At 39.9% G+C, this 13,106-nt stretch carries 15 protein-coding genes; 2 read left to right on the top strand and 13 right to left on the bottom strand.

Features of this window, described 5'->3' with window-relative positions; all coding sequences use genetic code 11:
• Nucleotides 1-4 precede the first annotated feature (4 nt).
• The gene (locus tag G6554_RS06310; RefSeq protein ID WP_166239873.1) at nucleotides 5-1,522 is read right to left on the bottom strand and encodes a spore germination protein; all 1,518 of its coding nucleotides are present in this window, start codon (nucleotides 1,520-1,522) and stop codon (nucleotides 5-7) included.
• Nucleotides 1,523-1,755: 233 nt separating this feature from the next.
• Between G6554_RS06310 and G6554_RS06305 the strand changes: the two genes are divergently transcribed.
• Nucleotides 1,756-2,646, top strand: coding sequence for an MBL fold metallo-hydrolase (locus G6554_RS06305; RefSeq protein WP_166239871.1), 891 nt, complete (start codon nucleotides 1,756-1,758; stop codon nucleotides 2,644-2,646).
• Nucleotides 2,647-2,680: 34 nt separating this feature from the next.
• Here the strand turns inward: G6554_RS06305 and G6554_RS06300 are convergent, their stop codons facing one another.
• From G6554_RS06300 to G6554_RS06270, 7 genes are all read right to left on the bottom strand, one after another.
• Nucleotides 2,681-3,523: a DegV family protein gene (locus G6554_RS06300; RefSeq protein ID WP_166239869.1), complete on the bottom strand. Its 843-nt coding sequence runs from the start codon at nucleotides 3,521-3,523 to the stop codon at nucleotides 2,681-2,683.
• A gap of 107 nt (nucleotides 3,524-3,630) precedes the next feature.
• Nucleotides 3,631-3,882 (bottom strand): DUF2535 family protein, encoded by a 252-nt coding sequence (locus G6554_RS06295; RefSeq protein WP_166239867.1) that lies wholly within the window; start codon nucleotides 3,880-3,882, stop codon nucleotides 3,631-3,633.
• Between the two features lie 141 nt (nucleotides 3,883-4,023).
• Complete coding sequence (locus G6554_RS06290; RefSeq protein WP_166239865.1) at nucleotides 4,024-4,248, bottom strand: hypothetical protein; 225 nt, start codon at nucleotides 4,246-4,248, stop codon at nucleotides 4,024-4,026.
• Nucleotides 4,249-4,328: 80 nt separating this feature from the next.
• Nucleotides 4,329-4,952 (bottom strand): TasA family protein, encoded by a 624-nt coding sequence (locus tag G6554_RS06285; protein ID WP_166239863.1) that lies wholly within the window; start codon nucleotides 4,950-4,952, stop codon nucleotides 4,329-4,331.
• A 58-nt stretch (nucleotides 4,953-5,010) separates the two neighbouring features.
• Nucleotides 5,011-5,592 (bottom strand): signal peptidase I SipW, encoded by a 582-nt coding sequence (sipW, locus tag G6554_RS06280; RefSeq protein ID WP_166239861.1) that lies wholly within the window; start codon nucleotides 5,590-5,592, stop codon nucleotides 5,011-5,013.
• 96 nt (nucleotides 5,593-5,688) lie between these two features.
• Complete coding sequence (tapA, locus tag G6554_RS06275) at nucleotides 5,689-6,444, bottom strand: amyloid fiber anchoring/assembly protein TapA (RefSeq protein ID WP_242637694.1); 756 nt, start codon at nucleotides 6,442-6,444, stop codon at nucleotides 5,689-5,691.
• 168 nt (nucleotides 6,445-6,612) lie between these two features.
• On the bottom strand, nucleotides 6,613-7,218 hold the full coding sequence (locus tag G6554_RS06270) for a TasA family protein (protein WP_166239857.1): 606 nt from the start codon (nucleotides 7,216-7,218) through the stop codon (nucleotides 6,613-6,615).
• Nucleotides 7,219-7,471: 253 nt separating this feature from the next.
• On the opposite strand from G6554_RS06270, the gene G6554_RS06265 reads away from it, so the two are divergent.
• A complete protein-coding gene (locus tag G6554_RS06265; protein ID WP_166239855.1) occupies nucleotides 7,472-7,819 on the top strand; it encodes a helix-turn-helix domain-containing protein in 348 nt (115 codons plus the stop codon).
• A 39-nt stretch (nucleotides 7,820-7,858) separates the two neighbouring features.
• On the opposite strand, the gene hypE is transcribed toward G6554_RS06265, so the two are convergent.
• Genes hypE through hypB form a run of 5 tightly spaced genes read right to left on the bottom strand, consistent with a single transcriptional unit; the run spans nucleotide 7,859 to nucleotide 13,106 of the window.
• Entirely contained in the window at nucleotides 7,859-8,860 is a 1,002-nt protein-coding gene (gene hypE, locus G6554_RS06260; protein WP_166239853.1) for a hydrogenase expression/formation protein HypE, read from the bottom strand.
• Nucleotides 8,860-9,972 (bottom strand): hydrogenase formation protein HypD, encoded by a 1,113-nt coding sequence (hypD, locus tag G6554_RS06255; RefSeq protein ID WP_166239851.1) that lies wholly within the window; start codon nucleotides 9,970-9,972, stop codon nucleotides 8,860-8,862. Before hypD ends, hypE begins: the two co-directional genes overlap by 1 nt.
• Nucleotides 9,944-10,180, bottom strand: a complete 237-nt coding sequence (locus tag G6554_RS06250) for a HypC/HybG/HupF family hydrogenase formation chaperone (RefSeq protein WP_166239849.1) — start codon at nucleotides 10,178-10,180, stop codon at nucleotides 9,944-9,946. Before G6554_RS06250 ends, hypD begins: the two co-directional genes overlap by 29 nt.
• The gene (hypF, locus tag G6554_RS06245) at nucleotides 10,153-12,462 is read right to left on the bottom strand and encodes a carbamoyltransferase HypF (RefSeq protein WP_166239847.1); all 2,310 of its coding nucleotides are present in this window, start codon (nucleotides 12,460-12,462) and stop codon (nucleotides 10,153-10,155) included. The genes G6554_RS06250 and hypF overlap by 28 nt, the downstream gene beginning before the upstream one ends.
• On the bottom strand, nucleotides 12,447-13,106 hold the full coding sequence (hypB, locus tag G6554_RS06240; protein WP_166239845.1) for a hydrogenase nickel incorporation protein HypB: 660 nt from the start codon (nucleotides 13,104-13,106) through the stop codon (nucleotides 12,447-12,449). Before hypB ends, hypF begins: the two co-directional genes overlap by 16 nt.

Raw genomic sequence — 13,106 nt, 5'->3', positions numbered from 1 at the left:
GCTCCTATTCATCTACATCCTTTTTAACCTTAGCTTTTATAGTCGGATAACGATCTCCATCAACCGGATGATTTGTGACGGGACGGTAGGATAGATATTTTATTGGGAATCTGAATATACTGTATCCCAAATCCCTCCATCTAATAGGATAGGCCGGAGATAGATAAGGTGTACCTAAGGTGTCCAGTTTTAATAGGTGAATGAGGAAAAAGCAGAAGGCAATCATGATCCCAATCCCCCCCCATAATCCAGCTAACACGATTATGGGAAACCGAATAATCCTAATGGCAGTACCCATTAAATAACTTGGAGTTGTAAATGAACCTAGGGCACTTAGGGCAATGATGATGATTAAAATATTGCTGGTAAACCCGGCATCAACCGCCGCCTGTCCAATGACAATACCGCCGACAATACCCATTGTCTGACCAACCTTCGTAGGCAGTCTGGCTCCCGCCTCCCGCAATAGCTCAATAACAAATTCAAGAAGAAATGCCTCAAAAACGGGTGGGAAGGGAACATTTGCCCTTGATTGCCCTAGTGAAACAAGCAATGCAGAGGGAATCACTTCATAATGATAGGTCAAAACCGCCACATAGGCAGGGGTTAAAAGGACGGACAAAAAAATGGCAGTTAAACGAAGCATTCGTAAGAAAAACGCCATATTCCAACGCATATAAATATCTTCCGTTGATTCAAAGAACGTAAAAAACGGTGTGGGTCCATATAAGGCAGCAGGACTGCGATCCATTAAAACTGCCACTTTCCCATTGACTATCGCATTGGAAATTCGGTCAGGCAATTCCGTTGTCATTAACTGGGGAAATACGGTCCAGCTATTATTTTCAATTAGTTGACCAAGGACAGTAGTGTCAGGGATATAATCCACCTGTAAATCTGCTATTCTCTGTTGGAAGCTTTCGATATTCGTTTGATCTGCGATATCTTTAATATAAGCGAGCTTTATTCTGGCCTTTACTCTCGTTCCAACTTCTACATCCTGAATGCACAAATTTGCATCCTTTAAATTGCTCATTAATATATTCACATTCACTTGTAATGATTCGGTAAAGGATATTTTCGGGCCGTAAACTAATGCCTCTGTTTCACCTTTCTCCAATGATCTTTCAGCGGTCGAACTAACATTAGCAAGTAATCCACATGGTTCTCCGTCAATGTAAATGTATACATTTCCTTCAGCGATGGACTCAACAATTTCATCTAGTTGGTTCGAAGCAGATAATTGAGAAATCGGCAGAACTTGTGCCGTTACTTCTACCGTCATATCCTTGTTGCTATTCTTCTGAATGGGCTGCAGGACAAATTCATCTAGTTTGTTTTGATCAACCAAGCTGGGTAAAAAACTAAATAAAACCTTTTTTCCCTCCACTTTTAATGTCCGAAAACTAATATCTGAACGGGAGGCTAGCTCTGTTTCCAATTGCTTTTTTAATTCATCAACACTTAAACTATGTGCCGTTGAATCCTTAGGCTGTTTTTTTTCCGCTATCCACTTGAACATTTGCAACACCTTTTAGCTAACAATTTTTCTTATCTTTTCCAAAATATCAGATTTTACCCATCAAATATGGTTGAGGATTCCAAAGATTTTAGGCCAAATGAAGCAGTGCCTCAACATGCTAACAAAAGAACTATTTTCATGAATTCAAATTATATGCTATTATTATGAATGAGTATTCATTCAAAAGGGAAAATTATGAATTAATAGAATGCAATGAAAGGCAGAGTGATCATATGCAAAAAATTGGCCCAATCTTGATTTTGGAAGGCCCAAACAACAGTAAGGTTCCCTATTCACGCAGTCTGTTCATCGATTGTCCGGAAAAAGTATTAATCGATAGCGGAGCGGATGCCAACATCCTGTTAGACATAAGTCAGCAATATGGGATTGAATTGATTATTAATACGCATTATCACCCTGACCACACCCGTCATAACCACTTATTTAGCGATGTAAAAAAGTGGATCAATCCAATTGAATTTGAAACGGCACGAACTGTAGAGGGCGTGGCCCGTGCTAATGGTGTTTATCAGGAATGGGGAGCCCTAGGGGTTGAAAAGTGGAAGAAATCTCTTCCTCAAGAGTGGGTACAAAATCTAGGAGAAATATCAGGTACCTATGAATATGAAACAGACTATTTATTTGGTGATGTAAAGGTGCAGTTTTTACACACTCCAGGACACACAAGCGGTCTGTCATGCCCTTACTTTCCTGAATTAGGGGTCGTCTTCGTTAGCGATTATGATATGACATCATTTGGTCCATGGTATAACGGCACCGATGGTGATATTGATGACTTCATTTCTTCAGGCAAAAGACTGCTAACACTTGATGCAGACGTCTTCATTACGGGTCACCAAAAAGGAACTTTCTCCAAGCAAGAATTTGCCGATAGAATGGAAAAGTACCTTGATATAATTGAACAAAGAGATGAAACGATCGAAAAACACGTTCGCCACGGGATGACTTTTGAAGAATTAACGAAGATCGGGATTTTTTACCCCAAAAAAAGTTTAGAAAACACAATCCTAAGAACATGGGAACGAAGTGGTATTCGCAAGCATTTACAGCGTCTTGGGATCTCCTGCTCTGAATCAACAGGAGAATTTGTGCATGCAAAATAGGATGGGCATGGTGCCCATCCTATTTACTACTTTACTAATCAACATAATACATCAATGCAAGTGCTCCAGGACCCGTATGCGTACTGACAATTGGGCCCGTGTAATCAATTTCCACGTCTTGAAACCCAGTTAAATCAATGATACTCTCTTTTATTTTCATAGACAGCTCATAGGCTTCCGCATGGGCAATCCCCACACCGCGGATGGTTTTTCCCTTTACATCTTCAGCAAACTGCTTGACCATAAATTTTACGACTTGGGAATGGCTGCGAACCTTTGTTACCGGGTTATATTCTGCCCCCTCAAGCGAGGCGATCGGTTTAATATTTAATAGGGAGCCGATAAAGGCCTTTCCTTTGCCGATTCTTCCGCCTTTTACAAGATTCTCTAACGTATCTACCATAATGTATAGTTTTGTATGTTCACGGACTGCCTCTAGACGTTCGAGAATTTCCTCCGCGTTCTTGCCCTGTTTTGCCATTTCGGCAGCTTCTCTCACTTGAAAGGAAAGGGCCTTCGATATAAACCTTGAATCAACAACCGTTACCTTTGTTTCAGACATCCCGGCAGCGCTTTCGGCTGAGCGAACGGTCCCGCTCATTTTTCCCGTCATATGAATGGAGATGACTTCATAGCCCTCCTCACCCAGACGGTCATATACCTCTAGAAAGGAACCTGCAGAAGGCTGCGAACTTTTCGGCAATTCTTTTGTACCACTCATATTTTCAATAAATTCAACCGGATCAATCTCCACCCGGTCTAAATACGTTTCACCATTTATCGTTACAGTCAAAGGTACAATGACAATACCAAGCTTTTCAGCTATTTCATTTGAGATATCCAAAGTTGAATCGGTTACAATTTTAATCTTGCTCATGCAATCACATCCCTACCATTACTCCTATGTATTATACAGGTTTCACAAATTGAATGGAATAATAAAAATAAAAGAGCGCCGGTTGCCCGATGCTCGAAAGGAATAAGTTATGCATTATTTTTTAATTCTGCTACTTTAAACAGTTGCTCATAATCCGGCCACTTCATGACCTTTTTCAAATACTCTTTAAAGGAATAGCATCTCTTTGGATTCGTTTCCCGATCAATAGCTGTGAGAAATGATTGTAAACGGACTTGGATCATAAATTTATACGTACTATCTTCCTCCAATACAGGAATATCCATGACTTTAACCTTCTGTCCAACATCATTTTTGAACTCTAGGCTTTTGAATAACAAAATATCAATCCTCTTTTTCACCCGTTTGACTATATTATACACCTATTACAACTCGAAAGGTGTCTATTTATGCTTGGATTAGGAAATTATTTGTGAATTATTTGCAACAAAAAACAGGACATTTTTACATGGCCCGTTGGATTAATCGAAGGATTGGAATACATATGGTTTTATCTTTGTATTCAATTCTGGGGTTTGTTCGAGGTAGTCCTTTTTGATGATAAATAATTGCGGTTTTGTTTGATTACTAGTGACAATTTCTAATGAATTAGTATTTTCGTTATTGCAGATTGGGCAGACCCAAAAATCTACAATGTTATCGCTAAAAGATGGTTGGTGGCACTTTGGGCAGAGTAATTTGGACATTTTACCAGCTCCTAAAAAATCAAATATATTTTAATAATCTTAGAGAAAGCCTTGATAAATAATATTCAATCAAGGCTCATTTATGCTTCTCTTGCCATTTTCCTTCTCCAGTAAAGGACAAACTGAAAAATTCCTCCTGTTATTACGAGTGCCGCTCCGGCTACAAGAATAGTAAACATATTTGTTCCAGTTTCAGGCAATTTAGGTCCATCTACCGGTAAAACCCCACCAAAAGTACCTTCCACATAAAATTTAAACTCTACCTTACAATTAAGACCTTGGTACTCATTTCCTAATTCATCTGGAATCTTTACCGTAAAGAACAGTTCTTCTTCATCATTTTTTGATATAAATCTTGGTTCAAGCTTAGAGAAATCGTGCATTTTTCCCTCAAATAATACTTTGTTTTTATCCGATACTTTTAATTCCAGAGCATTATAGAACTTTCCTGAGCCTTCGTTTAGTTTACTAGAGAATAGATACTTAAAATCCTGTTTCCCCTTATTCTGAATGGTTAATGTCCGTTCCGCCCAATCACCTGGCTTTAAATTATTTAAGTCAAATAGCACCTTCTCTGGCGAGGTAGCAATATCAATTTCTTGTATCTCTGAAGCGTAGGTGTCTTGGGCAAAGGGGGCGAGAATAAATACTGTTAATAGTAGAAAATAACAAACCAAGATAGTAATTACCTTTTTTTCATTCATGGTATCCTCCTTTGAGAAAACTTTTCTTCTCAATAAAGTAAATCCCTGCCGATTATACTTAGCTACTAGTTTTTCCCGTGCCCTGTGATGATTTATTATCCTTTTCTAGCTTAGAAATAGTTTGCCAGATGGTAAATCCTGAATAGAGTAATAGTAAAATTCCAGGTAGTATTAATAGCAGTGCACTACCTTGTTTTGACTTAGAGAATGCTGTGAAATAGCCTATATATGGAATAGTGAATCCAGTATACTTAGCAACAACGTTATCTGAGAGAACAGGGTTCATATCCTCCGTTTTATTATTGTCACCCTTGGTTCGATACATTACGGAATCACCATTTTTTATTACCTCTACTACTCTATGGGTTACTAATTTATTTTCGTCTTCCTTAAATGTGATGACTTCATTCTTTTTAAAATTTTTCGTATCTACTGCTGGTTTTACTGCAATAATTGATCCTGTTTTAATTCCAGGTTCCATTGATCCGGATAAGACTGTCTTTAATTGGTAGCCAAACGCTTGCGGCTCTCCTCCTGCTGCTTTTGAAGACACAACAACAAAAATCATTAATAAAAACACTAATAATAAGAAAATTGTGATTATGTTACTAAGCAATTTTTTAACTTTTTTTACTTCCATTTTCTCCTCTACCTTTCTATTTCAAAATCTACCCACAAGTAACTTTTTGGAACTAGATTTTATAACCTAGTTATTCTCACTAATCGAATCATTATTTTAAGAATCACTATCATTTTGGTTTTCTGGAGCGTCATTCTGTTTCGATTCATCTTTTTCATTCGCTGATGGTTGAGTTTTTTCTGTTGTACCTTCACTTTGTGGTGGCTGAACATTCGCCTCTAATCCCTCAGTTGGCTGTTGTTGGTTATTTTTAGGAGTAATTCCATTCTCTGTTGGAGACTGAGTCTTTAACCTTTCTTCGTTTTCTTTTGGGTTCGGAGTCTGGCATTTTACTGTAATGGTTTCACTCCATAATTCTTTTCTTGTGTCATACTTATTCGCGTGTCCGGGGCGTTGCAATGCCTTGAATTTATAGTTTCCGGATTTATCTACAGAAAATTTGAGTGTACCTGTTTCACCTGATTTTAGCGCTTCAACCATTCCTTCCCCAATCTTTTGCCCATCCTTCGGATTTTTCCTGTCATTGTAAAATACTTCATACTGTGACTGACCTTTCATGTCATTGCCACTATTCTTAATAGCTGCTGAAATTTCAACTGCTTCACAGGTGGTAAAAAGTTGGTCTTTTTCTTTATTCACAAATTCCAGTGAACTCTTATCCCATTCTTCTTGCCATGTACCTACCGTAATAGTTCCGCCAATTTGTGATGAGGAATTAAAGTATGCACCAGTATCTGAAGATAAATATCCCACTGTAAACATTAGCACATACCAAATCGCCAAGATTTGGGATGCAAGCTTGATCTTTTTGTATTTTTTTCTAAACTTCTTTAATCTAGTCTTTCTAATCATAATCACACCCCTCATCTCCTTAAATTTATTAATCTATAAATTTATGTATAATCTATTTTTATTCTATTCACCTTATATAAATAGTTTTATTTAACGTGAAAGGAATAAATATGTATATCTTTAAAAGAAGGATGAGTTTAATCGCCACCCATCCTTCTTTTATTTGTTTTATTTTAGTGGATTACCTGCTGTTTGCTGAGCCGTAAAAGTCCAGTTTAATTTTAAAGAATCGCCTTGGAAGTGATTTTGATCCTGTCCGTTGTCAACAAATTCAAATTGAACAGTGATTGTATCATTATCTCCGGATTTTAAGCCGTCCTTTTCAGTAAGTAAATTAATTGGAAACCCATTTTTGTTATCAGTCACGTCATACTGTGATAGTTTATCAAGTGTAGTTTCTGCAATTACCGTAGTGACTTTATCCAGATTAGTTAAGAACTTAACTTTAATATGCTTACCAAAGTCATCTCCACCGTTATTTGCATCACCAATAACACTATAGTTGGATGTTAATAAAACCTTAGACACATCTAAAGAACCTGTATTATTTAGCTTGAATGTTCTAAACATTTTATCTCCTGGTTTAATGTTACTTACATCAATAATCGCATTTGCTGCATCATTACCTTTAACATTTATATCTAGCGTACCAGCTGCAAAACTACTGTTATTTACTTCTGTGTCGCTAAAATACGCGTATGTACCCCCACCGATTAGTGACAATCCTAGTGCTGCCGATGCTACGCCTAAAGTTAATTTCTTTTTAAGACTCATTTTTGTTTCCTCCTCTTATTCTCTTTGTTTTTTATAAGTTCCGTTCTCTTTTAAGAACTTATAGGTAGAGTATATGCCAAAATAACGAACTTGAAAAACTCCAAAAACGGGCATATTTTCTCAATTAAGAACATATTCTAGTATTTTTCTCCTATTTCCTTTCGTTTCCTTACTATTTTGTACTTTATAAAATATACTCCGTGCTTTATAATGTACATATGGTTTATGTTCACTAATTTAGGAGTTGAGGGTGATGATCGGGGAGCGAATTAAACAATTGAGACAGAAGAAAAGCTATTCCATTACAGAGTTAGCACGATTGGCGGATGTTTCAAAGTCCTATTTAAGCCAAATCGAAAGGGGACTTCAATCCAATCCGTCTATGCAATTTTTAAAGAAGATTTCGATCCCATTAGATACTAGCCTTGATTACTTGTTATTGGATGGAGATCCACAAGGGAAGTTTGAAGCGAAACTCGATGATGAGTGGATGGTGTTATTTCAACAGGCAATGGAAAATGGTCTAAAAAAAGAAGAATTCAAGGAGTATCTTAATTATATAAAATTCCAATCCTGGTTGAAGGAACAGAACAAAACATAAAAATAGCCCCCACTCTTTTTAGAGAATGAGGGCTACTTATTAACAAATTCTTGGAAACATGGTTCCGGAAAGTCTCGTTAATAGCCGGCTAGAGCCAAGTGGGGTTTCTACTATTAATTGACCTTTCCCTTTCCCAATGATGGAGCCGATCACAACGGCGTCCCTTCCTTCGGGAAACTCGCGTAAAATATCAACCACTTTATCTTTATCACTACTTGCGACCACAATAATCGCCTTTCCTTCATTGGCAAGATACAGCGGATCGAATCCAAGTAAATCACAAACTCCATGAACCTCTTTCTTTACAGGCACATCGAGTTCATGGATTTTCATTGTTAACTGAAAGTCTTCAGCAATTTCCACGAGGGTTGTTGCTAGACCGCCTCTTGTTGGGTCGCGCATAATTCTAACACCATTAATAGATCTAAGCACTTCCAAAAGCATTGTATTCAATGAAGCACAATCGCTAGTTATCGGTGTTGTTATCCCTAGTTCACCTCTTGCCGCGAGAACAGCTATCCCATGGTCACCAATTGTTCCTGTCACGATGACAGCATCACCATCTTCAAACTCTAGACTGCAGTCGATATTAGGTTCATAGATTCCAATTCCAGTCGTATTTATAAAAACTCCATCGGCACTGCCACGTTCTACTACCTTCGTATCACCGGCAACAATGGTCACACCCGTTTTCTTCGCTTCATTTGCCATATCCAAAACAATTTTCTTTAAATCAGAAATCGGGAAGCCTTCTTCAATGACAAAACCGCAGGTTAAAAAGGCCGGCCTCGCCCCGCTTACGGCAAGGTCATTGATCGTTCCTGCAACCGCTAATTTACCAATCGACCCCCCGGGAAAGAAGATCGGTTTGATGACAAACGAGTCGGTCGTAACTGCGATTTTGTGTGTAGGTATCGTGATCGCCGCCGCATCAAACAGGGCTGTATTTCCACCATCAAACGCTTCAATAAAAACATCTTTGATTAATCGATGGCTTAACTCCCCGCCATCCCCGTGTGCTAAACTGATATATTTCTCCATTAAAAACTCTCCCTCATGTATTGATAATAAGCGGCACAGCTGCCTTCCGCTGAAACCATACATGGGCCAATTGGGTTCATTGGCTGGCAGGCTTTTCCGAACAGCGGACATTCATTCGGTGTGATCAATCCTCGGATCACTTCTCCACACCTGCATTTTGTCTTTTTCGGTTCTCCCACTTCCACTTGAAACCGTTTCTTCGCATTAAACCGATCGTATTCAGGTTTCAAATCTAAACCGCTATGTGGAATTACTCCAATTCCCCGCCATGCCTCATTACATTCAGTTAAGTACCGATTAAGCCATTGTTGAATAACACGATTTCCTGATCGACTTACAACCGCTTTGTGATTATTTTCAATAGCAATTCTTCCTATTACTGCCATATCAATTAATTTATAAATTCCAGAAAGTAATTCTGCTGTTTCAAAGCCGGTAATGACTCCGGAGATGCTGTACTCGTCGACTAAATACTGATAGGAATCCTCTCCCAAAACGATAGATACATGGCCAGGAAGCAAGAAGCCATCCAACTGGATCTCTCCTGTGTCTAATAAATAGCGAAGAACCGGCTCGATAAGCTTAGTAGTCATCCAAATTGAAAAGTTCTTGATCCCTTGCTTCTCTGCTTCCCCTATCAATAGAGTCAGTATTGGAATCGTCGTTTCAAAGCCTACTCCAAGAAAAATAACCTCCTTATCAGGGTTTTCCGCTGCAATCTTAACAGCATCAACAGGGGAGTATAAAACACGGATATCTTTCCCGGCGATTTTTGAATCTAGCAATGTTTTGCTTGAGCCCGGGACCCTCATCATGTCGCCAAAGGTGCAGATGATCCGCTGCTCACCTTCCGCTAGCGCAATCATTGCATCAATTGACCGCTGATCTGTGACACAGACAGGGCAGCCAGGACCTGAGATGAGATGGACGTAATCCTTTAAGCACTGCTTCACCCCAGTTCGCGCAAGTGACATGGTATGAGAACCGCAAACTTCCATAAAGGCAGGTTTACGGCCAAAATTTTGCCGGAATTCCTTCGCTACTTCAATGACGGCTTCTACAAGCGGTTTACAAATTTCCGGATCATTGGACTGTTTCAGAATTTCGAGCATCGACGAGCCTCCTCCATTCTTCCACACTTTGCCTTGCATAGGTTTCATCAACAATACTCATTGCTTGACCCGCATGAACAATGACAAAATCACCGAGCTCAACTTCAGGTACAAATATAGTACCTACTGTCGTCTGCGAACCCATGACATCAACGACCGCACTATATTCCATTTTTCTCATTACTTTTGCTGGTACTCCAACACACATTGGTTAGCACTCCTTTTTGCCGCGGCAACCACTAATTGCCCGTAAGATAAACCACCATCATTACATGGAACCTTTTCTGGTACAAACACTCGAAAAGACCTTTCGTTTAATTCAGCTGAGATTCTTTTTCTTAGGTAACGGTTGTGGAAACTTCCTCCTGATAAAGCCACTGTTTTTTCTAAGTCAGGATCGTTTCTATCTAGTTCCACCATGGCACTGACAATCGCTTGAACTACCGTTTCATGGAATCTCCCACTTATGAAGTGAACATCCATACCAGCTAAGACATCGAGAGCAACTTCCTTCAACGTTTTGGAAAAATTAATGATTTTCATCTCTTTGTCTATCAATTCAAACTGATAAGGCTCGTAAATCACCCCTTCGTCTGCCATTTCTGCTAACCGGATTGCCGCTTCCCCGTCATAACTGGAAACCTTTGTTACGCCGCACAGTGCACTAACGGCATCAAACAGCCTGCCGCATGTCCCGCCGTAAACCGTATTCACACTTTTTCTAATCATCGCTTCTAAAATATCAATCTCTGCTGATTTATCTGCAAAAATTGCCTTTGCAAGTGCCATACCTATCTCACCATGATGTGAAATTAGCATGGCCGCCGCATTCCGCCACGGCTCGCGAATACATTTTTCGCCTCCGGGAAGTGGTGTATAGTGTAAATGGGCCATGCGGACAAAACCTAAGGCATCTCCATAGAGGATTTCAAATCCCCAGAGATTGCCGTCAAGTCCATAACCTGTACCGTCCAAAATAATCCCATATGCTTTTCCCGGGATTTGATGTTCCTCGATACAGGCAGCCAAATGGGCATGATGATGCTGGACTTCCATTACCTTATTAAACTCATAATCTTTTACCAGTTTCTGAACATGATAGTCTGGGTGGACATCAATAACAGCCGTCGTTTTAGGGATATCGATCCACTTTAACAAATGTTCCAGTTCTTGTTTATAATGGTCAATCGTTTCGATGTTTTCCAGGTCGCCAATATGCGGACCGACAAAAACCTGTTCATTTCGACCAATTGAAAATGTTGTCTTTTGCTGCCCACCAAAAGCAACGATTCCTGTCACATCTCGCTTTGTTGAAGAAGGATCCGGGACGTATCCTCTTGCCCGGCGCAGAAAATCCAGCTTTCCATTATTTATTTGGACAACGGAATCATCAACCGGGTGAAGAATCTCACGGTTATGAACGAGATAAAAATCAGCAATCCCTGCCAAATAGTGAAAAGCCTCCTTGTCTCTATAAAGAATTGGCATCCCTGAGGGGTTTGCGCTTGTCGCTACAATGCAGTCTAATTCTGGGTCAGTCAATAATAAATGATGGAGTGGTGTGTAAGGAAGCATCACTCCGATGGTCCCCATTCCTGGGGCAACGCTTTCAGCTAGCGGATATTGTTCTTGTTTTTTCAGGATGACAATAGGTGCCTCAGGGCTTTTTAACAGGTTTTGTTCGTCTTGTCCCAATACAGCAAGATCTTCAGCAGTTGAAATAGATGCAGCCATGACTGCAAGCGGACGAACTGGCCGGCTCTTCCTCTTTCGCAATTCTGCTACTGCCGGCTCATTACGAGCATCACAGCAAAGATGATAACCGCCAATCCCTTTTATCGCCACAATCTTTCCTTTTTTTAATAACTGTATCGTGGTCCTAATTGGATTCTCGGAAACCACTTTCAAACCACCCCCATCACGTAGGCGCACCTTTGGGCCGCATGTTGGGCAGGCAATTGGCTGGGCGTGATGTCGCCGGTTTGTTGGGTCTTCATATTCTCTTCGGCAATCATCACACATCGGGAAGTTCTTCATTGATGTGTACGGTCGGTCATATGGCAATTCCTCGATGATCGTGTAGCGCGGACCGCATTGGGTGCAATTAATAAATGGATATTGATAGCGAAAATCAGTTGGGTCGTTCATTTCATTTAAGCAATCATCACAAACAGCAGAATCGGTCGGGATGACGAGCATCGATGTACCGTTGCGTTCACTTGGAATAATGGTAAAGTCAGATAAGTTAAGTAGTTTAGTCTCCTCTACTAAAACCGCTTGTATTTTTGATAGTCTTGGAGCGTTATCTTTCAAATCTGCCAAAAAGAGACGGATTCTTTTTTCATTCCCTTCAATATGAATTTTGACACCATCCATATTATTCTGTACGGTTCCGTATAGCTGGTATCTATCAGCAAGCTGAAAGACGAATGGCCGAAAACCGACGCCCTGGACCCTGCCTCGGACGGCAATCTTTACTGCGCTATGCATTTTTGATAGGCTCCTTCAATCCAAGAGAACCATTCATGAAGCCCTTCCTGTGTCCGGGCGGAAAGTGGTAAAAGAATGGACTCAGGATTAATTTCAGTTAGGTCCTTCCTTGCTTCACCCACATGAAAATCGAGGTATGGAAGTAAATCAATTTTATTTAAGAGAACAAGTTCCGTACGCATAAACATTTGTGGGTATTTCGGAATTTTATCATTCCCTTCAGGTACACTTAAAACAGCGACTTTATGCTGTTGACCAAGATCATAGCCAGATGGACATACAAGATTACCGACGTTTTCGATGAAAAGGATATCAATTTCTTCCAGATCAAATTCTCCCAATGCTGCGGTAACCATGCGAGCATCAAGATGGCAACCGCCATGGGTATTAATTTGAACCGCTTTTGCTCCCATGGCCCGAATTCGATCTGCATCCCTTTCAGTGGCTAAATCCCCTTCAATGACCGCAATACGATATTTTCCCGAAAGCTCTTTGACCGTTTCTTCTAACAGGGAAGTTTTACCAGCCCCAGGAGAACTCATAAGATTAATCACTAGAGTTCTTGTTTGTTGGAATAGCTCTCGGTTGAAGTCTGCGGCCATATTGTTATTCGTTAACACATCTGTTCTTAATGTCACTTTCAT

The sequence above is a fragment of the Bacillus sp. MM2020_4 genome (assembly GCF_011250555.1).
Lineage (GTDB): Bacteria > Bacillota > Bacilli > Bacillales > Cytobacillaceae > Neobacillus.
The sequence above is the reverse complement of the archived record's forward strand: the minus strand, read 5'-3'. Positions and strand labels throughout refer to the sequence as shown.

What these genes read in the sequence shown, in the direction of transcription:
- G6554_RS06310 (WP_166239873.1), bottom strand. Translation starts at nt 1,522, where the DNA reads ATGTTCAAGTGGATAGCGGAAAAAAAACAGCCTAAGGATTCAACGGCA.
- G6554_RS06305 (WP_166239871.1), top strand. Translation starts at nt 1,756, where the DNA reads ATGCAAAAAATTGGCCCAATCTTGATTTTGGAAGGCCCAAACAACAGT.
- G6554_RS06300 (WP_166239869.1), bottom strand. Translation starts at nt 3,523, where the DNA reads ATGAGCAAGATTAAAATTGTAACCGATTCAACTTTGGATATCTCAAAT.
- G6554_RS06290 (WP_166239865.1), bottom strand. Translation starts at nt 4,248, where the DNA reads ATGTCCAAATTACTCTGCCCAAAGTGCCACCAACCATCTTTTAGCGAT.
- G6554_RS06285 (WP_166239863.1), bottom strand. Translation starts at nt 4,952, where the DNA reads ATGAATGAAAAAAAGGTAATTACTATCTTGGTTTGTTATTTTCTACTA.
- sipW (WP_166239861.1), bottom strand. Translation starts at nt 5,592, where the DNA reads ATGGAAGTAAAAAAAGTTAAAAAATTGCTTAGTAACATAATCACAATT.
- tapA (WP_242637694.1), bottom strand. Translation starts at nt 6,444, where the DNA reads ATGATTAGAAAGACTAGATTAAAGAAGTTTAGAAAAAAATACAAAAAG.
- G6554_RS06270 (WP_166239857.1), bottom strand. Translation starts at nt 7,218, where the DNA reads ATGAGTCTTAAAAAGAAATTAACTTTAGGCGTAGCATCGGCAGCACTA.
- G6554_RS06265 (WP_166239855.1), top strand. Translation starts at nt 7,472, where the DNA reads ATGATCGGGGAGCGAATTAAACAATTGAGACAGAAGAAAAGCTATTCC.
- hypE (WP_166239853.1), bottom strand. Translation starts at nt 8,860, where the DNA reads ATGGAGAAATATATCAGTTTAGCACACGGGGATGGCGGGGAGTTAAGC.
- hypD (WP_166239851.1), bottom strand. Translation starts at nt 9,972, where the DNA reads ATGCTCGAAATTCTGAAACAGTCCAATGATCCGGAAATTTGTAAACCG.
- G6554_RS06250 (WP_166239849.1), bottom strand. Translation starts at nt 10,180, where the DNA reads ATGTGTGTTGGAGTACCAGCAAAAGTAATGAGAAAAATGGAATATAGT.
- hypF (WP_166239847.1), bottom strand. Translation starts at nt 12,462, where the DNA reads ATGCATAGCGCAGTAAAGATTGCCGTCCGAGGCAGGGTCCAGGGCGTC.
- hypB (WP_166239845.1), bottom strand. Translation starts at nt 13,106, where the DNA reads ATGAAAGTGACATTAAGAACAGATGTGTTAACGAATAACAATATGGCC.